This window comes from Verticiella sediminum (genome assembly GCF_007558815.1).
Lineage (GTDB): Bacteria > Pseudomonadota > Gammaproteobacteria > Burkholderiales > Burkholderiaceae_B > Verticiella > Verticiella sediminum.
In genome coordinates this window covers 16,163-33,922 of the sequence record NZ_VLTJ01000021.1, presented here as the reverse complement: position 1 = coordinate 33,922, position 17,760 = coordinate 16,163, and the positions used below count along the sequence as shown (strand labels likewise).

23 protein-coding genes are annotated in these 17,760 nt (G+C 67.1%); 16 read left to right on the top strand and 7 right to left on the bottom strand.

All coding sequences use genetic code 11. The features are described 5' to 3' along the window. From FOZ76_RS28275 to FOZ76_RS10780, 4 genes are all read right to left on the bottom strand, one after another. Positions 1-213, bottom strand: a 213-nt coding sequence (locus FOZ76_RS28275) for a hypothetical protein (protein ID WP_143948271.1), incomplete at its 3' end; no start/stop codon positions are given. Further along, complete coding sequence (locus FOZ76_RS10790; RefSeq protein WP_143948270.1) at positions 210-563, bottom strand: hypothetical protein; 354 nt, start codon at positions 561-563, stop codon at positions 210-212. The genes FOZ76_RS28275 and FOZ76_RS10790, both read right to left, overlap by 4 nt. A gap of 197 nt (positions 564-760) precedes the next feature. Further along, positions 761-1,150: a type II toxin-antitoxin system HicB family antitoxin gene (locus tag FOZ76_RS10785; RefSeq protein WP_143948269.1), complete on the bottom strand. Its 390-nt coding sequence runs from the start codon at positions 1,148-1,150 to the stop codon at positions 761-763. Positions 1,151-1,176: 26 nt separating this feature from the next. Further along, positions 1,177-1,401, bottom strand: coding sequence for a type II toxin-antitoxin system HicA family toxin (locus FOZ76_RS10780; protein WP_143948268.1), 225 nt, complete (start codon positions 1,399-1,401; stop codon positions 1,177-1,179). Between the two features lie 50 nt (positions 1,402-1,451). Between FOZ76_RS10780 and FOZ76_RS27480 the strand changes: the two genes are divergently transcribed. After that, entirely contained in the window at positions 1,452-1,616 is a 165-nt protein-coding gene (locus FOZ76_RS27480; RefSeq protein WP_170235387.1) for a hypothetical protein, read from the top strand. 90 nt (positions 1,617-1,706) lie between these two features. Here the strand turns inward: FOZ76_RS27480 and FOZ76_RS28170 are convergent, their stop codons facing one another. Continuing rightward, positions 1,707-1,832, bottom strand: coding sequence for a hypothetical protein (locus tag FOZ76_RS28170; RefSeq protein WP_281282990.1), 126 nt, complete (start codon positions 1,830-1,832; stop codon positions 1,707-1,709). Positions 1,833-2,203: 371 nt separating this feature from the next. Here FOZ76_RS28170 and FOZ76_RS10770 point away from each other — a divergent pair, with 371 nt between their 5' ends. The 5 genes from FOZ76_RS10770 (at position 2,204) to FOZ76_RS10750 (ending at position 6,607) form a co-directional block, all read left to right on the top strand. After that, positions 2,204-3,463 (top strand): CaiB/BaiF CoA transferase family protein, encoded by a 1,260-nt coding sequence (locus FOZ76_RS10770; protein WP_143948267.1) that lies wholly within the window; start codon positions 2,204-2,206, stop codon positions 3,461-3,463. 53 nt (positions 3,464-3,516) lie between these two features. Then, positions 3,517-3,768, top strand: a complete 252-nt coding sequence (locus tag FOZ76_RS10765; protein WP_143948266.1) for a hypothetical protein — start codon at positions 3,517-3,519, stop codon at positions 3,766-3,768. A 153-nt stretch (positions 3,769-3,921) separates the two neighbouring features. Further along, complete coding sequence (locus FOZ76_RS10760; protein WP_143948265.1) at positions 3,922-4,713, top strand: enoyl-CoA hydratase/isomerase family protein; 792 nt, start codon at positions 3,922-3,924, stop codon at positions 4,711-4,713. A gap of 15 nt (positions 4,714-4,728) precedes the next feature. Then, positions 4,729-5,592: an SMP-30/gluconolactonase/LRE family protein gene (locus FOZ76_RS10755; RefSeq protein ID WP_143948264.1), complete on the top strand. Its 864-nt coding sequence runs from the start codon at positions 4,729-4,731 to the stop codon at positions 5,590-5,592. Positions 5,593-5,632: 40 nt separating this feature from the next. Continuing rightward, positions 5,633-6,607: a Bug family tripartite tricarboxylate transporter substrate binding protein gene (locus tag FOZ76_RS10750; RefSeq protein WP_170235386.1), complete on the top strand. Its 975-nt coding sequence runs from the start codon at positions 5,633-5,635 to the stop codon at positions 6,605-6,607. Positions 6,608-6,686: 79 nt separating this feature from the next. On the opposite strand, the gene FOZ76_RS10745 is transcribed toward FOZ76_RS10750, so the two are convergent. Further along, complete coding sequence (locus FOZ76_RS10745) at positions 6,687-7,613, bottom strand: LysR family transcriptional regulator (RefSeq protein WP_143948262.1); 927 nt, start codon at positions 7,611-7,613, stop codon at positions 6,687-6,689. Between the two features lie 81 nt (positions 7,614-7,694). Between FOZ76_RS10745 and FOZ76_RS10740 the strand changes: the two genes are divergently transcribed. The 3 genes from FOZ76_RS10740 (at position 7,695) to FOZ76_RS10730 (ending at position 10,637) form a co-directional block, all read left to right on the top strand. After that, a complete protein-coding gene (locus FOZ76_RS10740) occupies positions 7,695-8,903 on the top strand; it encodes an acyl-CoA dehydrogenase family protein (protein WP_143948261.1) in 1,209 nt (402 codons plus the stop codon). 191 nt (positions 8,904-9,094) lie between these two features. Next, positions 9,095-10,036: an NAD(+) diphosphatase gene (nudC, locus tag FOZ76_RS10735; RefSeq protein ID WP_143948260.1), complete on the top strand. Its 942-nt coding sequence runs from the start codon at positions 9,095-9,097 to the stop codon at positions 10,034-10,036. Between the two features lie 160 nt (positions 10,037-10,196). Further along, positions 10,197-10,637: a hypothetical protein gene (locus FOZ76_RS10730; protein WP_143948259.1), complete on the top strand. Its 441-nt coding sequence runs from the start codon at positions 10,197-10,199 to the stop codon at positions 10,635-10,637. A 201-nt stretch (positions 10,638-10,838) separates the two neighbouring features. Here FOZ76_RS10730 and ypfJ read toward each other — a convergent pair whose 3' ends face one another. Beyond that, positions 10,839-11,690, bottom strand: a complete 852-nt coding sequence (gene ypfJ / locus FOZ76_RS10725) for a KPN_02809 family neutral zinc metallopeptidase (RefSeq protein WP_143948258.1) — start codon at positions 11,688-11,690, stop codon at positions 10,839-10,841. 340 nt (positions 11,691-12,030) lie between these two features. Between ypfJ and FOZ76_RS10720 the strand changes: the two genes are divergently transcribed. The 7 genes from FOZ76_RS10720 (at position 12,031) to ureG (ending at position 17,649) form a co-directional block, all read left to right on the top strand. Further along, positions 12,031-12,930 carry an urease accessory protein UreD gene (locus FOZ76_RS10720; RefSeq protein ID WP_143948257.1) on the top strand — a complete coding sequence of 300 codons (900 nt, stop codon included), beginning with the start codon at positions 12,031-12,033 and terminating at the stop codon, positions 12,928-12,930. Between the two features lie 13 nt (positions 12,931-12,943). Beyond that, positions 12,944-13,246: an urease subunit gamma gene (ureA, locus tag FOZ76_RS10715; RefSeq protein WP_143948256.1), complete on the top strand. Its 303-nt coding sequence runs from the start codon at positions 12,944-12,946 to the stop codon at positions 13,244-13,246. Positions 13,247-13,425: 179 nt separating this feature from the next. Further along, positions 13,426-13,731, top strand: coding sequence for an urease subunit beta (locus FOZ76_RS10710; RefSeq protein ID WP_143948255.1), 306 nt, complete (start codon positions 13,426-13,428; stop codon positions 13,729-13,731). Beyond that, the gene (gene ureC / locus FOZ76_RS10705) at positions 13,731-15,434 is read left to right on the top strand and encodes an urease subunit alpha (protein ID WP_143948254.1); all 1,704 of its coding nucleotides are present in this window, start codon (positions 13,731-13,733) and stop codon (positions 15,432-15,434) included. Before FOZ76_RS10710 ends, ureC begins: the two co-directional genes overlap by 1 nt. Positions 15,435-15,438: 4 nt before the next feature. Next, complete coding sequence (ureE, locus tag FOZ76_RS10700; RefSeq protein WP_143948253.1) at positions 15,439-16,173, top strand: urease accessory protein UreE; 735 nt, start codon at positions 15,439-15,441, stop codon at positions 16,171-16,173. After that, positions 16,173-16,880 (top strand): urease accessory protein UreF, encoded by a 708-nt coding sequence (locus FOZ76_RS10695; protein WP_143948251.1) that lies wholly within the window; start codon positions 16,173-16,175, stop codon positions 16,878-16,880. Before ureE ends, FOZ76_RS10695 begins: the two co-directional genes overlap by 1 nt. Before the next feature lie 142 nt (positions 16,881-17,022). Further along, complete coding sequence (gene ureG / locus FOZ76_RS10690) at positions 17,023-17,649, top strand: urease accessory protein UreG (protein WP_143948249.1); 627 nt, start codon at positions 17,023-17,025, stop codon at positions 17,647-17,649. The last annotated feature ends 111 nt before the right edge of the window (positions 17,650-17,760 follow it).

The following is a 17,760-nucleotide window of genomic DNA, read 5'->3' as shown; positions in this document are numbered from 1 at the left end:
GGCGCGCGCCTTCTCTGTGCGCCGTTCGGTGCTGCCGGGCTTGGGGCATCGCTTCAGCTTTGCCTCTTGCCGCCGGACGCGGCTGCGCACCATCTCTTCGATGCGTCCAGGCTGGACGCCGAGCACGACGAATGACATGGCTATGCCTTCCTGGCGCTGGCCGCCCAGCGCATCGATCACATCCGCAATGAACCGGGACAGCTCGCCCGTCATGAGCGCGAAGTCGGCGTCGAAACGCTCGGCCGGTCAGCAAGTTTTTTCATCGATTCGTGGGTTACCCCGTCCATCAATTCCATCTTCATGATCTCATCGAACAGCTCGCGAGCGGCCCCGGGCCGCATCATGTCGCGCTGGGCTTGAGACAACTGAGCACGAGGACGCACTACGCTATCTCGCCGAGCCATGTCTTCAAAGCGTCGGTCCCAAGCTTCGCCGCTATGGCGAAATGCGGATCTGATTTCTTGGAGCCTTTTGTAGTAGCGGTTGACCTTTTGCATCATGATCTGAAAATCGCTGAGGTATTCGCCCGCTTTGTTCTGCAGCTCCTCTACGGATGTACGCAACTTTAGGCTGCGTACGCGCTTAGCTCCAGAAGTCGTTCTTTGGCGACTTCGAGCTTCGGCTTATAGGCGGGTCGCGCTCTGATTTCCTCGTAACTTGTGAACAGGATAGGGGCGCGATTTAAGCTCTGGCTCATGACGTTCAGGTTTCCCCGGCAGAAGACCTAAGGAACGTTACACGGGATGTGGCCAGCATGAGTTCATGCGTCGCTCATCTCGTGCTCGGCAGCCATGGCGAGGAAGGCCGAGCGGCTTTGCCCTCGCTGGCGCGCTGCAGTGTCGATGCGCTGCACGAGATTCTCGGGCAGGCTGATGTTGAGCCGCACGGCCCGTGAGCGCACCCGGGACAGGTCGATATCGACCATCATCCAGAACCCGCCGCGGTACTCCGGATCATCGACCCAGGCGTCGGGGCTGCTGGGCGACGGAATCGGATCATCGTCTGCACCAAAGTGTGCCTCGACCGCCTCCTGCGCAGCGGCCGGTAGGGCTTGAGCGTCATCGGCAGCTGCATGGCAGCCGGGGATATCCGGGAAGATAGCGCCGTAGGCGCTGCCGTCTTCCTTGTGAACGTAGATCGGGTAGAGCATTTCTTTCTCCTGTTCGGCCGGCCCGCTCACTTCAGGCCGGCTTGTTTCATGATGCTGCGCAGTGTTGGTTCGGGGAGATCCTTCTTCGGGTGCGGCACCGTGACTTTGCCGGGCTTGGTCGGGTGCTTGAACTGGTGATGCGAACCTACTGTGTTCAGCCGATACCAGCCGTCGGCCTTGAGCCGTTTGATGATGTCTGCGCTGTTCGTGTGTGTAATTATACACAATACACACGAATACACAAGATTCATTGCCGCCCCGAGCTCAGAGGAGCTGGGACGTTGTCGCTTCTGGGGCCGCTATGTCCGAACTGAACCGCTACGCCCTCGCCGAGATCGACGGGCGCGCTGTGCTGCTGCGCGTGCTGTCCTCCGAGTTCATCGAAGCCGAGGACTGGCAGGCCGCATGGCAAGCCGCTACCGAACGTGCAGTCCATCGAGATTCTGCCGCTGAAGGGCGGCCGTGACGCCGGCGTCGTGCGGGCTCGTGCGACCCCTATCCGTGGTCGCGCTCGACGTTCGGGCCGAGCGGGTGGATGGCGACGTCGGCACGCCGTTCATCCCACGGCATCGGGAACGCCGTGCGCATGCTGCAGCGCGCCGTTGGGGGTGGCAGACGATGGCGCGGTCGGGCCGGTGACGCTCGCTGCGATCCAAGCCATGACCTCGACCGATGTGCTCATGCGGTTCAACGCCGAGCGGCTGGCGTTCTACACCAAGCTCACCACATGGCCGACGTTCGGGCGAGGCTGGACCCGGCTGATCCCCGTTGCGAAGACGGAACGATGTGTTCCGACGATTGCGCTAGGCACTGCAACCAGCCCACTCCAGAATGGCGCTGAGCGGATCCGTGGCGCGTAGTGTCAAGGGAACGCAGCAACCGGCCGGCCTGCAACCTGGAGCCTTGCGCCGAGATCCACGAAGCGATGGGCCATGCCCTGTCGGCGCTGCGCATCGACGACGAAATCCGCGTCGTCGGGCCGGCAGCATCGATTTCACCGACTACGCCCCGTATTGAATGCTGTTTTGCGCCACCGAGCGACGAGGAGGTGGGATGTCGGACCGACAATTGAAGGGGATCCGCGTGCTCGACATGAGCCGGGTCCTCGCAGGCCCCCTGATCGGGCAGATGCTGGGCGATCTGGGCGCGGAAGTGATCAAGGTCGAGCGCCCGGGCGTCGGCGACGAATCGCGCTTCTACGGGCCGCCGTTCTTCGACCCGGATGCCGAGCGTATCGACCTGGAGTCGGCGATCTACATCGCCGCCAACCGGAACAAGAAGGCGATGGCCGTCGACTTCACACGCCCGGAGGGTCAGGAGCTGCTGCGCCGGTTGGCCGAACGTTCCGATGTGCTCATCGAGAACTACAAGGTCGGCACGCTCGAGAAATACGGGCTGGACTACGAGAGCCTGCGCGCGATCAACCCGCGCTTGATCTATTGCTCCGTGACCGGCTACGGGCAGACGGGGCCGAACCGGCATCGTCCGGGCTACGACGCGATCTTCCAGGCGGAGGGCGGTCTGATGCACAGCATCGGGCACCCCGATGGCGCGCCCGGCGCGGGGCCGATGCGCGTCGGGTTCAGCATGGTCGATGTCGTCACCAGCCTGTATGCGGAGGTGGCGGTGCTGAGCGCGCTGTACCGGCGCGACGCCAACGGCGGCAGCGGCGAGCACATCGACATCAGCCTGCTGGAGTCGTGCGTCGCGCTCACCTCGCACCACGCCGCGCATTACCTCATGTCGGGCCAATTGCCGGTGCGCCGGGGCAACATGGCCGGCGGGGGTGGGGTGCCGGCGGGCATGTTCCCGTGCAAGGAGGGCAACATCGTCATCACGGTCGGCAACGACCAGCAGTACCGGCGGTTCTGCGAGGTCATCGAGCGGCCGGATCTCGCCATCGACCCGAGGTTCTCGGTCAATCAGGCCAGGGCATCCAATCGGGAGGCCATGGTGCAGGTGCTGAACGAGGTGTTCGCGACGGCCAGCGCCAAGGAGTGGCTGGAGCGCCTCGTCGCCGGCGGGATCGCCGCGGGGCAGGTCAACGACCTTGCCCAGGTTTTCCAGAATGAGCAGGTCAGGCAGCGCGGCACGCTGGTCGAGACGACCCACCGCAGCGGCAAGGCGCTGCGCATGGTCGCGACGCCCTTCCATTTCCGGAATGCGCCGGTGTCGACGTATGCGGCGCCGCCCCGCTACGGCGAGCACACCAGGCAGATCCTGCAGGAGGTGCTCGGCCTCGGTAGCGAACGCCTCGAGGCGTTGCAGCGGGACGGCGTGGTCGATGGGACACCCAGTGTTCAACAAGCCTGAGCCGCCGAAAAAAAACAGCAGCAGCGGCGGCAGGCAAGACGGGAGGAGGCGCCATGTCAACGATTTCGAGACTCGATTGGGCCCGTTCGGGAACGCGTATCGGCAGGGCAGCCCTGCTCGGCCTCGCGCTGTCGATGGGCACCGCCGATGTCGCGCTGGCGCAGCGGATGACCGAGCAGGCCAGGCCCAGAGCGACGCTGACGATCGCAGTGCCTGGCGCGAGCTATGCCCGGCTGCCGTATCTGGTGGCCGAAGGGGCCGTTCTCATCGTTGCACGATCGGAACAACAGGTTCCGGCAACGTAGCTAGGCGGCCCCGTATCCCACTTCTAGAATTCTCACCACGCTCGATGTACCCGTCGGTGCGATCGAAGGGGATTTGTCGGGTCATTTTAAGCATTCGACCGGGAATCGCCGAACACGGCCATTCGTCCACAGGCCATCACGGAGGAGAAAATCATGAGCGAAGAACCCGTACTCATTCAGGAGCGGCGTGGCAGCGTCGTCTGCGCCACGATGAACAGGCCGCATGCGCTCAACGCGCTGGATGCGGCGTTGCGCGCGCAGCTCAATCTCTTCTGGCAGCAGTTTCGCGACGACCCCGAGCTGCGCGTGGCGATCATCACCGGCGCCGGCGGGCGCGCCTTCACCACGGGGCGCGACCTGAAGGAGACGGCCAGGCTCAACGCCAAGGGCGAGCGCCCCGCCTATGAGCTGGAGGGAGCCTATGGCTATCCTGGCGAGTACGTGCTGGGCAAGCCGGTCATTGCCGCCGTCGACGGCTATTGCCTGGCTGCCGGGCTGTTGCTCGCGCTGACCAGCGACATCCGCATCGCGAGCGATCGCTCGCGCTTCGGCAATCCCCAGGTCACGCGCGGGCGGGGCACCCGGGTGCCCTACGAGCTGGCGCGGGTCGGGGTGGCGCACGCTACGGTGATGGACATGACGCTGAGCGGCGAGCCGATCGATGCGGCCCAGGCGCTTCAGGCGGGCCTGGTCAGCCGGGTCGTTGCGCCCGAGCAATTGATGCCGACCGCCTGGGCTCTCGCCGAGAAGATCTCCGGGAATTCTCCCACCGTCGTGACGGGCATCAAGCGCGCCTATGAAATGGGTGTGTTCGAGCTGCCGATGAACGAGGCGCGCCGCGTCTGGGCGAACGTCACGGGCGGGATGATGTCGTCGCAGACCGCGGACTCCATCGAGGGCGCGCGCTCCTTCGCGCAGAAGCGCTCGGCCGACTTCGCGTCCTGAGAGCGAGGAGCCGACATGTTCATCGCACCGCCAGCCGTCACCGCCGAGGTGTATGCGCGCATTCCCGCCGAACTCTGGAAAGCCGGCCGCCGGGAAGGCATCCTGGAAGGCCCGGTGTTCGACGCCGATGGCAACCTGTATGTCGTCAACGTGCCGCACGGGCAGATCTTCAGGATCACGCCCCAGCGCGTGGTCGAGCTCGTGCTCGAGTACGACGGCGAGCCCAACGGCCTGAAGCTGGACCAGCAGGGCCGGCTCTTCATCGCCGACCATCGGCAGGGCCTGTTGAAGCTGGACCCGGCCTCGGGCCGTCTGGACACCGTGCTGGCCAGGGGCCAGTACGAACCCTTTCGCGGCCTGAACGATCTGTGTTTCAACCGTGCCGGCGATCTCTTCTTCACGGACCAGGGCGAGAGCGACCTGCGCCGGCCCGACGGCAGGCTGTGGGTGCTGCGAGCGGATGGCAGGCTCGAACTTCTGCTCGACGCCGTGCCCAGCCCGAATGGCCTGGTGGTCACGCCGGACGACCGCTTCCTGTATCTCGCCGTCACGCGCGCCAACGCCGTCTGGCGAGTTCCGCTGCGGCGCGCCGGTGGGGTCGGCCGGGTCGGCGCCTGGATCCAGCTTTCCGGCGGCGTCGGGCCTGACGGGCTCACCCTGGATGCGCACAACCGCCTGTACGTCGCGCATGCCGGCATGGGGTCGGTGTGGGTGTTCGACGAGCGCGGCCGGCCGGCCCTGGAGGTGTGCAGCCCGGAGGGCAACCTGGTCACCAACGTTGTGCTGGGTGGACCGGATGAGCGCAGTCTCTACATCACGCTGGCCGATACCCACACGGTGCTGAAAGCGGATCTGAAGCGCGCGGGCCTGGGCCGTTGAGCCAGCGCCGGCGAACAATCATCACAAGGAGATAATGTATATGCAGCGCAGGACTTTCTTGCGGGCAGCGGGGCTGGCTTGCGCCTCGCCGATGGTCGGGGTACGGCCGGCCTGGGCCGCGGCGACGTCGCTGCCGCAGGGGCCGATCACCGTGATCGTGCCGTTCACGGCCGGCGGCTCCACGGACACGTCCACGCGTGTCATCATGCGTCAGGTCCAGGAGAACACCGGCCTGAACATCATCGTGGAGAACCGCCCCGGGGGAGGCACGCGCATCGGCACGGATGCCCTGGTGCGCGCCGCCCCGGACGGCCGGACCCTCGCGCTCGCGACCAACAACTTGGCCTTCAACGAGACGCTGTACGAAGGCAAGCTCAATTACCGGCTCGACGCCGACATTGCGCCGGTCAGTCTGACGCACAGCACCGCGCACACACTGCTGGTGCATCCCGCCGTGCCGGCGAACACGTTCGAGGAGTTCATCGAGTACGCCAAGCAGAATCCGGGCGTCGTGACTTTCGGTTCGGCCGGGATCGGCACCACCAACCATCTGTGCGGCGAATACCTCAAGTCCGTCGCCGGCATCGACATGCTGCACGTCCCGTATCAGGGGATTTCGGCGTTGATGCCCGATCTGTACAGCGGCAGGGTGCTGGTGCTGTTCGCATCGCTGGTGACCGCGCTCGAGGCCGCGCGGGACAAGCGTATGAAGCTGCTGGCCGTGACGACCGAGAAGCGACAGAGCCAGGCGCCCGACGTGCCGGCGATCGCCGAGTTCTATCCCGAGTACGCGTTCTCTTCGTGGATCGGTTATATGGCGCCTGGCGCGACCCCCAAGCCGATCGTGGATGGCTTGAGCGCTGAATTCGTCAAAGCGGTCAAGACGCCAGGCATCATGGAACAGATACCGGGTTTCGAACCGTTGGGTTCCACGCCCGAAGCGTTCCGCAGCTTCCTGAAGGAGGAGGTCGATACCTCGCGCCGGATCATCCAGTCGGCCAGGATCGAACTCTGATCACGCGGGATCGGTCGGCAGCGTCCGAGACCGGCCCGCTTCGGACGCCGGACTTGCCGGCGCCGGGGGAGGCCTGGCCTCAGGCGGGGGGCAGCGGCGGGTCGTTGGCGAATTGCCGCGGCACGGCGTCGACCAGATAGTCGATGAACACCCGCAGCCGCGGCGGCATGTGTTCGCGTCCGGACCAGAGCGCGAAGATGGTCAAGGTACGTGTGCTGACCCAATCCGGCAGGACCGGGCGCAGGCGTCCCGCCCGCACCGCCTCGGTCGCGATCCAGGTCGGCACGATCGCCGGCCCCACGCCCTGGACGGCGGCCTCGCGACGCATCAAGGCGTCGTTGATGTCGGCCCGAGGTTGCACCTGGACGCGCGTGTCGCCTTCCTTGTTCCTGAATCCCCACCATCCGGCTTCGGCGCCCGAAAAACTGTCGACGACGCGGTGGATCGCGAGATCCTGCGGTTCGAGGATGGGCGGATGCGCAGCCAGGTACGCCGGGCTGGCATAGACGCCGTACCGATTGGTGCCCAGTTCCCGTGCGATGAGCGAGGAGGGCGGCAGCGGGCCCGCGCGGACCGTCACGTCGAAACGCTCTTCGATCTGTTCCTGGGACCGGTCGGTCAGCCGCAGCTCGAGCGTCAGGTCGCGATAGGTCAGCAGGAACGGCGCAACCAGGGAGGAGAGCAGCGCCAGGCCGAACGTAGTCGGCACGGCGACGCGCAGGCGCCCCCTGACGTTGCCCTGCAGTTCGCCGACCGCCGCCACGCCTGCCGTCACCTCCTGCGAGACGCGGTGGCAATGCTGCAGAAAGACCCTGCCCGCGTCGGTCAGGGCCACGTTCCGGGACGATCTGTCCATCAGCCGGGCGCCCAGCGCGTTCTCGAGCCGCATGATCGCGCGGCTGACCGTCGACTTCGGTTTGTCCAGCATGCGCGCGGCCGCGCTGATGCTGCGCAACTGGGCAGCCTTGGCGAACAGCAGCATGTCGTCGGGCGAGCAGTTTGGCACGGAATCGTCTCATTTATGGAACGATGGGTTCCGATTGTAGCACTAGGCCGGCCTAGGGTTCCTATGTGAGACTTGTCGACAATGTCTTTCTCGTCGCGCCAGCGGAACGAGATACCTACTTCAGCAGAGATGCGAGCCATGCCCAACCTGCCGTTCTTTTCCGAGGAGCATCTGATGTTCCAAGACGTTGTCGATCGCTTCGTGGAGGCGTTCTGCTCGCGCGAGTACACGCGCGAGAAGGACATCGCGCGTGAATACCCCTACGAAGCCTACGCGAGCATGGTCGAGCAGGGCTTCCTGGGCTTGTGCGTGCCCGAGGCGCATGGCGGCATGGGCGCGGACATCCTCTTTCGCACCATCCTGCAGGAAGGGCTGTCGCGCTATGCCTTCGACATGGGCGCCGTGTATGGCCTGACGTGCTGGGGGATGGACACCCTGCTGCACTTCGGCACGCAGGCGCAGCAGGCGTACTACATTCCCAAGGCGCTGAACGGCGAACTGCGCTTTTCCGTGTCGATGACCGAGCCCAACGCGGGCTCGGACCTGACGCGCATCGCATTGAGGGCGGTCGACAAGGGCGATCACTTCCTGCTGAACGGCCAGAAGGTGTTCGCCTCGGCCGCCGGCAGCAGGGACAACGTGATCCTGCTGGCCGTGCGCACGCGTCCGGCCGAGGGCAAGCGCCACGACGGCATCACCATGATGCTGGTGCCGAACGACACGCCCGGGCTGGAATTGCGCAAGATGTCGACCTTGTCGCGCCACATGTCCGGCACTTACGAGTGCTTCTATTCCGACGTGCGCATTCCCCGGGAGAACGTGATCGGCGACGTGCACGAGGGCTGGAAGATCCTCGGCGCCTTCCTGGTGCAGGAGCGCATCGGCGGGGCAGCCATGTACGTGGGCAACGCGCAGACCGCGGTACAGGATGCGGTGCGCTATGCGTCGGAGCGCGTGCAGTTCGGGCAGTCGATCGGCCAGTTCCAGGTCATCAAGCATGCCCTGGCCGACGCGGCGACCGATATCGACGCCGCTCGGCTGATGACTTACCACGCTGCCTGGCTGCACGCGCAGAACATGCCCGCATTGAAGGAGGCTGCCATGGCCAAGCTGTTCGCGTCCGAAGCCGGCATGCGGGCGACCACCCTCGGCATGCAGGTGCTGGGCGGCTATGCCCAACTGCCCGAATACGACATGGAGCGCTACTGGCGGGACGCCAAGCAGAACCTGGTCAGCGCCGGCACCTCGGAGATTCAAAAGAACATCATCGCGAAGGCGATCGGCCTGTAGGCCCGGGCGGCTCGACGAACGCCCCGGGGGCGCAGGCCGGCCCGTGTGCCTGTCATGGCGCAGGAATGGACAAGAGGACAGGGACAAGAGGACAGCAGGGTCGGGCATGCCGGAGGCGGCGGCGGTAGAATGGCCGGTCCTGCCATTCCGGACGCGTCAGGGCAGCCTGCCGCATCCCTCATCGCCTCGCCATGCCCTACGACCGCTCCGCCGCCGTTGGTTTCGGCCTCAATCCCCTGGACCGTCTGTCCGAGAAGCGCGCGGACACCGCTTTCGTCGAGAGCGCCAGGGCCGATCCGGCTGCACGCTTTCTGGTTTTTGTCGACGAGGCGCCGCTGTTCCGCATGGACGGCGGTTTGCGCGAACCCTTCTTCAATGCAGATGAGGTTCAAGTGCTGGGCGAGGCCTTGCACGAGGTCCTCCTCGGCGAGGACGCCACCAGGCGGCCCCTGTTCGCACTGGCGCTGCCCTCCGGGCGGGTGGAGGAAATCGTCGCGCTGACGGGTGTCGAGCCGCTGGACGTGCGCACCATCGCGATGCGCGGGCTGGTGCCGCCCGAGCTCCTGGGCGAGCTGGGGGCGGCCAAATCCATCCTGAGCTGGCATGCCCGCCACCGCTTCTGTGCCAACTGCGGGGCGGCCAGCCGGATGAGCAACGCGGGCTGGCGGCGCGACTGCGATGCCTGCGGCGCGCAACATTTTCCCCGGGTCGATCCGGTGGTCATCATGCTGGCGGTGGACGGCGATCGCTGCCTGCTCGGCCGCCAGCCGCGCTTTGGCCGGGGCATGTACTCGGCGCTAGCGGGTTTTCTCGAGCCCGGCGAAACCATCGAGGATGCGGTCCGGCGCGAGATCGGCGAGGAAGCGGGCATCCGCTGCGCGGAAGTCACCTATTTCGCTTCGCAGCCCTGGCCGTTCCCGGCGTCGCTGATGATCGGCTGTTTCGCGCGAGCGCTGGATACCGACGTGGTGATCGATACCGCCGAGCTGGAGGACGCGCGCTGGTTCACGCGCGCCGAGGTGCGGCAGATGCTGACTGGCGCCCATCCGGACGAGCTCACGGCACCGATGCCGTATGCGATCGCGCATCATCTGATCCGGGCCTTTGCCGAGGACCGGATGCCGCCGGGCTGACCCGCGGGCGAGGGCGCAGTCTCGCCCGCCTCGCGCCTTGCAGGCCGCTCGGATGTGCCTTCAGGGGCGAAACACACGAGGCTGCAGTTGTGCTGGTACGCGACTTGCTAGCTCGGCGATGAGGAACGACGTGTTCCGATCCACTCACCAGGAGTTCTCGATGGCGACAGAAAATCCCGCGGACAAGGCGAAGGAAACCGGAGACAAGGCCAGGGAGGCCGCCAGGGACACCGCCCAGAAGGCCACGGAAGCGGCGGGCGAGGTCAAGGAGAGCGCCAAGGATACGGCGGCCCAGGCGAAGGAAGGGGTGAAGGAAACCGTGGACGCCGCCAAGGAAGGCGGGCGCGAGACCATGGCTGCGGCCAAGGCGGCGCTCAGCGAAGGTTCGGACGCAGTGGAGCGCGCAATCAAGTCCGGCGCCGAAAAGGCGACGGTTGCGCTCGACCGTGCCAGGGGTACTGCCGAGCACACCATGGACGTCGCGCAGGACAAGGTGGAGAGTGCGCTTCGGTGCACCGCGGACGCGATCCGCGAGCGTCCGCTCACCTCGGTCGCCGTGGTCGCGGCCATTGCCTATCTCTGGGGGCGCTTGCGCTCGTGATGGGCCAGGCGTGACCGCCGGAGCCCTGGGTAAGAACAACCCGCCTGATGGCGGGTTGTTGCTTTCTGGCCGGGGTGGATCGAGATTTTCGGCCTGGACGGATCGGCCTTCATTCGGGCCTTCCGGGAACGCCTACCAGCAACCTTCTGCATCGGGCCCCGGCGCCAGGCGCCGTCCGGCACGTGCCGCCCCGGAGCGCCCTCAGGGGTTCGCGGCGGCAAAGGTATCGCACTCCCGCAACTGCCCGCTTTCCAGCCCGCGCTGGAACCAGCGCACCCGCTGAGCCGAACTGCCGTGGGTGAAGGAGTCCGGTACCACCTGCCCCTGGCTGCGCCGCTGCAAGGTGTCGTCGCCCACCGCGGCGGCGGCGTTGATGGCTTCTTCCACGTCACCGGGCTCGAGAATCTGGCGCTCGGCCTGGGCATGGTGCGCCCACACCCCCGCGTAGCAGTCCGCCTGCAGCTCCATGCGTACCGAAAGTGCGTTGGCCTGGGCCGGCGCCTGCTGACGCGCCGTGGCGTAGCGCTCGAAGGTGCCCAGTGCGTTCTGCACGTGGTGGCCGACTTCGTGCGCGATCACGTAGGCCTGGGCGAAGTCGCCGGAAGCGTTCAGGCGCTGCTGCATCTCGTCGAAGAACGCGAGGTCCAGGTAGACGCGCTGGTCGGCGGGGCAATAGAACGGGCCCATCGCCGCCTGGCCGGTACCGCAGGCGGTCGGCGTCATGCCCCGATAGAGGACGAGCCGCGGTTCCGGGTACTGCCCATTGGTCTGTTGGGCGAAGATGGCGCTCCAGACGTCTTCGGTCTCGCCCAGCACCTTGGCGACGAACTGGCCCTGCGGATCGTCAGGCGGCACGGTGCTGGCCGGGGTCGAGACGCTGCTGTCGGTACCCTCGACCATGTTGAGCACGACCGCGGGGTCCACGCCGAAGTAGACGGCCACCAGCGCGAGGATCAGCCCGCCGATGCCGATGCTGCCGCCCCGGCCCAGCCGCGGCCCGCCCGAGCGGCGGTCTTCGACGTTGCTGCTGCTGCGGGAACGGTCCAGGCGCATGATGAACTCGGCAAAGTGGTGTCAGGGGATTATGCGACGCCCGATCCCGCCGCACGGGCAGGCGGTCGTGAACCTTTGTAACTATGCCCTCGCGTGTATGCACCAAGGTCGGGCCGGCCATGCTCGCTAGGCTGGCGTTGCGCCTACTATTGGTGCAGTCTGGGCATAATCGGTGCATTCTTGCAGGTGGTGCACCCATAGCGTGCTTCCGCACTGCAGCATGAGCGCCGGTAGTGTGCGCCAAACTGCACATCCGGGCAGCTCATGGAAAATGGCATGTTTATTGCAAATCCAGGTGCATAGATATTGAGAGACGGGTCGACGGGCTCGCCCAATCGCCATGTACAAGCCCCAGGACACGTTCGAGCTTGCCGGCGCTTCGGATGCGCCGGCCGTAGTCGGGCAGCGACGCTGCTGGAGGGCGCGGCTGTCCGTCGCGTTCCGTCGGCAGGGTGAGCGCACCGTGCTCGTGCGGCGCGGGCACGAGGGGCCGCTCGCCATCCAGAAGCCGCTGTATCCCGAAGGCGCGCAGGTGTGTCATGCGCTCATTCTCCACCCGCCGGGCGGCCTGGCCGCGGGCGACGAGCTGGATCTGCGCATCGATGTGGAGGCCGGGGCGCATGCCGTGATCACGACGCCGGGCTCGACCAAGTGGTACAAGGCCTCGCCCGGCGCCCCGGCAACGCAGCACATCACACTCTCGCTCCAGCACGGTGCCCGCCTCGACTGGTTGCCGCAGGACAACATCTATTTCGACCGCAGCCACGCGCGGCAGGCGTTCTCGCTGCGCCTGGCACCCGGGGCGACGGCGCTGGGCTGGGATGCCAGCCTGCTGGGCCGGCAGGCCAGCGGCGAAGCCTGGCGCGACGCCTCGCTGCACAACCAGACGCGCATCGTCGGTGAAGACGGCCGTCCGCTCTGGGCCGAGCGCCAGGCGGTGCGCAGCGGCGACCCCATTCTGTACAGCGCCCAGGGGCTGGCCGGCCTGCCCGTGTACGGCACCCTCTGGGCGGCTGGGCCGAGCTGCGACGAAGCGCTGGCCCAGTCGCTCGCCGCCTCGCTGCCGTTCGGCGAGACGCTGCGCGCGGGCGCCACGGCCCTGCCGGGCGGCATCCTGCTCGTGCGCGCCATCGCCGGCCACATGGAGCCGCTGCGGCTGCTGTTCATGCAACTCTGGCTGCGCCTGCGCCCGCTGGTGCACGGCGTACCCGCGCAGGCGCTGCGCATCTGGTCCACCTGATTCGACGAGACCCATGAAGCTGACCCCCCGAGAAAAGGACAAGCTGTTGATCTTCACCGCGGCCTTGCTGGCCGAGCGTCGCCGCGCACGCGGCCTGAAGCTGAACCATCCCGAGGCCGTGGCCTACATCAGCGCCGCCCTCATGGAGGGCGCGCGCGATGGCCGCACGGTCGCCGAGCTGATGGACTACGGCACCACGCTGCTCAGCCGCGACGATGTGATGCAGGGCGTGCCGGAGATGATCCCGGACGTGCAGATCGAAGCCACCTTTCCCGACGGGACGAAGCTGGTGACCGTCCACAACCCGATCGCCTGAAAATGAAACTGAAACGACCCCCACGCTCACTGCGTTCGCTGCCCCCCGAGGGGGCTTCAGCCTCCTTCGGGCGGCCGGGCGGAGAGGGAAGGCCCCCACGCTCACTACGTTCGCTGCCCCCCGAGGGGGCTTCAGCCCCCTTCGGGCGGCCGGGCGGAGGCTGAAATGGAGAAGCGCACATGATTCCCGGAGAAATCCTGCCCCTGGATGGCGAGCTCGTGCTCAACGACGGGCGCGACACTCTGAGCGTGGTGGTCGCCAATACCGGCGACCGGCCGATCCAGATCGGTTCGCACTACCACTTCTATGAAGTCAACGACGCACTGCAGTTCGAGCGCGAGCCCACGCGCGGCTTTCGCCTGAACATCGCCGCGGGCACGGCGGTGCGCTTCGAACCGGGCCAGTCGCGCACGGTGGAACTGGTCGCGTTGAGCGGCGAACGCGCGGTCTACGGCTTCGCCGGCCGCGTCATGGGGAAACTCTGATGAGCTTGAGGATTTCGCGCCGCGCCTATGCGGAGATGTTCGGCCCGACCACGGGCGACCGCGTGCGCCTTGCCGATACCGACCTGCTGATCGCGGTCGAGCGCGACTACACCCTCTATGGTGAAGAGGTGAAGTTCGGCGGCGGCAAGGTGATCCGCGACGGCATGGGCCAGTCGCAGCGCCTGGCGGCCGAGGTGGCCGACACGGTCATCACCAACGCGCTCATTCTCGATCACTGGGGCGTGGTCAAGGCCGACATCGGCATCAAGGACGGGCGCATCAGCGGGATCGGCAAGGCCGGCAACCCGGACATCCAGCCCGGCGTGACCATCGTCATCGGCGCCGGTACGGAAATCATCGCCGGCGAGGGCAAGATCGTCACCGCCGGCGGCATCGACGCGCACGTGCACTTCATCTGCCCGCAGCAGATCGACGAGGCGCTGAGCTCGGGCATCACCACGCTGATCGGCGGCGGCACCGGGCCTGCCACCGGCACCAACGCCACCACCTGCACGCCCGGCCCCTGGCACATCGAACAGATGCTCGCCTCCACCGACGGCTGGCCGATCAACATCGGGCTGCTGGGCAAGGGCAACGCGAGCGCGCCGGAGCCGCTGCTCGAGCAGGTGCGCGCCGGCGTGGTGGGCCTGAAGCTGCACGAGGACTGGGGCACCACGCCGGCCTCGATCGACACCTGCCTGGACGTGGCCGAACGCACCGACGTGCAGGTGGCGATCCACACCGACACGCTGAACGAGAGCGGCTTCGTGGAGGCCACTGTGGCCGCCTTCAAGGGGCGCACCATCCACACCTACCACACCGAGGGCGCCGGCGGCGGGCACGCCCCGGACATCCTGAAGGTGGCGGGGCTGCCCAACGTGCTTCCCTCGTCGACCAATCCGACGCGCCCGTACACCATCAACACCGTGGACGAGCACCTGGACATGCTGATGGTCTGCCATCACCTGGACGCGGGCATCGCCGAGGACGTGGCGTTCGCCGAATCGCGCATCCGCCGCGAGACCATCGCCGCCGAGGACATCCTGCACGACCTGGGCGCGCTCTCCATGATCTCCAGCGATTCGCAGGCCATGGGGCGGGTGGGCGAGACCATCATGCGCACCTGGCAGACCGCGCACAAGATGAAGGCGCAGCGCGGCGCGCTGCCCGGCGACGGCCAGGCCGACAACCTGCGGGCGCGCCGCTACATCGCCAAGTACACGATCAACCCCGCGCTGACGCACGGCATGGCGCACGAGATCGGCTCGGTGGAGGCGGGCAAGTGGGCCGACCTGGTGCTCTGGGACCCGGCCTTCTTCGGCGTGAAACCCGAGATGGTGCTCAAGGGGGGGCAGATTGTCGGCGCCCTGATGGGTGATCCGAACGCCTCCATCCCGACGCCGCAGCCCGTGCACTATCGCGAGATGTTCGGCGCCCGGGCCGGCGGCCGGGCGCGCAACTCGATCACCTTCGTGTCGCAGGCGGCCTGCGATGCCGACGTGGCCGGGCGCTACGGGCTGTCCAAGCGCGTGGTGCCGGTGCGCGGCATCCGCAACATCCGCAAGGTCGACATGGTCAACAACAGTTGGCAGCCGCACATCGAGGTCGATCCGGAAACCTACCATGTGGTGGCCGACGGTCAGTTGCTGATCTGCGAACCCGCCGCGGTGCTGCCGATGGCCCAGCGCTATTTCCTGTTCTGACGCCATGCTGAGAATCGAGAAAGTCCTCGCCAACGCTGCCCCCGCCCTGGCTCGCCGGGCGGCCACGCTCACGCTCGCGTACGACGAGCGCTGCCGCAGCCGGCTGGCCGCCACCCTGGACGACGGCCGCGAGGCCGCCCTGTTCCTGCCGCGCGGCACCATCCTGCGCGAGGGCAGTCTGCTGGTCGCCACCGACGGCTCGCTGGTGCGCGTGGTCGCGGCCCCGCAGCAGGTGCTGCGCGTGACCAGCAGCGATCCCTTGCTGCTGCTGCGCGCCGCGTATCACCTGGGCAATCGACACACCCCCGTGCAGGTCGCCGCCGATGCCTTGCAACTGGAATACGATCCGGTGCTGCGCGACATGCTGGAACGGCTGGGCGTGACCGTGGCCTCGGTGCGCGCGCCCTTCGATCCGGAAGCCGGCGCGTATGGTGGCGGCCACCGGCATGGGCATGACGCGACGTTCGCCGAAGACCATGCGCTGGCGCAGGCGGTCTATGCCGAGCGCCATGGCGGCGCGCACCGCCACGATCACGATCATGGCCATGACCATGGCCACGATCGCGGTGATGGACATGAGCACAGTCACGCGCACGACCACGGCCACGATCACGACCACGGACATACCCATGCCGGCGACGCGGCAACCGCCTGCGGCGGCTGCGGCCACGCGCACGAGCACGGTCCGCACGAGCACCCCCGGCAAGGGGATCACAGCCATCGCCACGGAGGCCATTGATGCCGCTACGCGCCGAGCCCGACACCGCTGCCTCCGGTCTTGCACTGGCCGGCCTGCTGCAGCTTGTCTCGCCGGCCCTGCCGATCGGCGGCTTCAGCTATTCGCAGGGGCTGGAGGCAGCCGCCGACGCCGGGCTGGTGTGCGATGCCGCCAGCGCCGGGCAGTGGATCGCGGGCGGGCTCGAGGTGCTCGCCCGGGGCGAGGCGACGATGCTCGTACGCCAGTTCGACGCGTGGCAGCGTGGCGATTTCGCCGCCGTCGGCGACGGCAACGACACGCTGCTGGCCTGGCGCGAATCGGCCGAGTTCCGGCTCGAGACCGAGCAGATGGGCGGCTCGCTGGCGCGGCTGGCGGGCGAGCTCGGGCTGGGTTCGGACGCCGAGCGGGCCGCGTTGGCGCGGCTGCGGCCGATCGCCCTTGCCACGGCCTTCGCCTATGCCGCGCTGGCGCTGGGCGTGAACCGTACCGACTGCGTGTTGGGCTGGCTCTACGCCTGGCTGGAGAATCAGGTGGCGGCGGCCATCAAGGCCGTGCCCCTGGGCCAGTTGGCCGGTCAACGGATGCTGCATGGCCTGCGCGCTGCCGTCGTGGACGCCGCGCATCGCGCCGGCAGCGCCGACGATGCGCAGATCAGTACATTTGCGCCGCAGCTCGCGATCCTGTCGGCGCGGCACGAAACCCAGTATTCGCGATTGTTCCGCTCATGACAACGGCCCGATGCACCATCCTCGTCCTCGAGGGCGAGGCCAACCGAGGCAAACCCTCCCCGGCGCCGTCCGACGGTGGGGAACCCCGCGTCCTGACGCGCGATCGAATCGCTGGCGCAACCTGCTCAAAGAGATGAACACAATGTCGGTACGAACCAGAAAGAACCCTCCGCTGCGCGTGGGTATCGGTGGCCCGGTAGGGTCGGGCAAGACGACCTTGCTCGAGATGCTGTGCAAGGCCATGCGCGATGCCTACGATCTGGTGGTCATCACCAACGACATCTACACCAAGGAAGACCAGCGCCTGCTCACGGTGGCCGACGCGCTGCCCGCCGAGCGCATCATGGGGGTGGAGACGGGCGGCTGCCCGCACACCGCGATTCGCGAGGATGCTTCGATCAACCTGGACGCAGTCGATCGCATGCTGGCGAAGTTCCCTGACGCCGACGTGGTCTTCATCGAGTCGGGCGGCGACAACCTGGCCGCGACCTTCAGCCCCGAGCTGTCCGACCTCACGATCTACGTGATCGACGTGGCGGGCGGCGAGAAGATCCCGCGCAAGGGCGGCCCCGGCATCACCAAGTCGGATCTGCTGGTCATCAACAAGACCGATCTCGCGCCGCTGGTCGGTGCCTCGCTGGCGGTCATGGAAGAGGACACGCGCCGCATGCGCGGCGAGCGCCCGTACGTGATGAGCGACATGAAGTCGGGCCTGGGCCTGGAGCGCATCGTGGACTTCATCCGTTCGCGCGGCCTGCTGGACGCTTGAAGATGACGAGGCCGAGCGCACCTGCGTTCCGCGCAAATTCTCTCGGCGGAGCGGGTATGCCACGTGCTGAACAAACGGTGATATCAAGACATGTAGAGGGGTGACGATGGT

Coding starts and splice junctions, on each gene's coding strand:
- FOZ76_RS10785 (WP_143948269.1), bottom strand. CDS start 1,150: ATGCTCTACCCGATCTACGTTCACAAGGAAGACGGCAGCGCCTACGGC.
- FOZ76_RS10780 (WP_143948268.1), bottom strand. CDS start 1,401: ATGAATCTTGTGTATTCGTGTGTATTGTGTATAATTACACACACGAAC.
- FOZ76_RS27480 (WP_170235387.1), top strand. CDS start 1,452: ATGTCCGAACTGAACCGCTACGCCCTCGCCGAGATCGACGGGCGCGCT.
- FOZ76_RS28170 (WP_281282990.1), bottom strand. CDS start 1,832: ATGAGCACATCGGTCGAGGTCATGGCTTGGATCGCAGCGAGCGTCACC.
- FOZ76_RS10770 (WP_143948267.1), top strand. CDS start 2,204: ATGTCGGACCGACAATTGAAGGGGATCCGCGTGCTCGACATGAGCCGG.
- FOZ76_RS10765 (WP_143948266.1), top strand. CDS start 3,517: ATGTCAACGATTTCGAGACTCGATTGGGCCCGTTCGGGAACGCGTATC.
- FOZ76_RS10760 (WP_143948265.1), top strand. CDS start 3,922: ATGAGCGAAGAACCCGTACTCATTCAGGAGCGGCGTGGCAGCGTCGTC.
- FOZ76_RS10755 (WP_143948264.1), top strand. CDS start 4,729: ATGTTCATCGCACCGCCAGCCGTCACCGCCGAGGTGTATGCGCGCATT.
- FOZ76_RS10750 (WP_170235386.1), top strand. CDS start 5,633: ATGCAGCGCAGGACTTTCTTGCGGGCAGCGGGGCTGGCTTGCGCCTCG.
- FOZ76_RS10740 (WP_143948261.1), top strand. CDS start 7,695: ATGTCTTTCTCGTCGCGCCAGCGGAACGAGATACCTACTTCAGCAGAG.
- nudC (WP_143948260.1), top strand. CDS start 9,095: ATGCCCTACGACCGCTCCGCCGCCGTTGGTTTCGGCCTCAATCCCCTG.
- FOZ76_RS10730 (WP_143948259.1), top strand. CDS start 10,197: ATGGCGACAGAAAATCCCGCGGACAAGGCGAAGGAAACCGGAGACAAG.
- ypfJ (WP_143948258.1), bottom strand. CDS start 11,690: ATGCGCCTGGACCGTTCCCGCAGCAGCAGCAACGTCGAAGACCGCCGC.
- FOZ76_RS10720 (WP_143948257.1), top strand. CDS start 12,031: ATGTACAAGCCCCAGGACACGTTCGAGCTTGCCGGCGCTTCGGATGCG.
- ureA (WP_143948256.1), top strand. CDS start 12,944: ATGAAGCTGACCCCCCGAGAAAAGGACAAGCTGTTGATCTTCACCGCG.
- FOZ76_RS10710 (WP_143948255.1), top strand. CDS start 13,426: ATGATTCCCGGAGAAATCCTGCCCCTGGATGGCGAGCTCGTGCTCAAC.
- ureC (WP_143948254.1), top strand. CDS start 13,731: ATGAGCTTGAGGATTTCGCGCCGCGCCTATGCGGAGATGTTCGGCCCG.
- ureE (WP_143948253.1), top strand. CDS start 15,439: ATGCTGAGAATCGAGAAAGTCCTCGCCAACGCTGCCCCCGCCCTGGCT.
- FOZ76_RS10695 (WP_143948251.1), top strand. CDS start 16,173: ATGCCGCTACGCGCCGAGCCCGACACCGCTGCCTCCGGTCTTGCACTG.
- ureG (WP_143948249.1), top strand. CDS start 17,023: ATGTCGGTACGAACCAGAAAGAACCCTCCGCTGCGCGTGGGTATCGGT.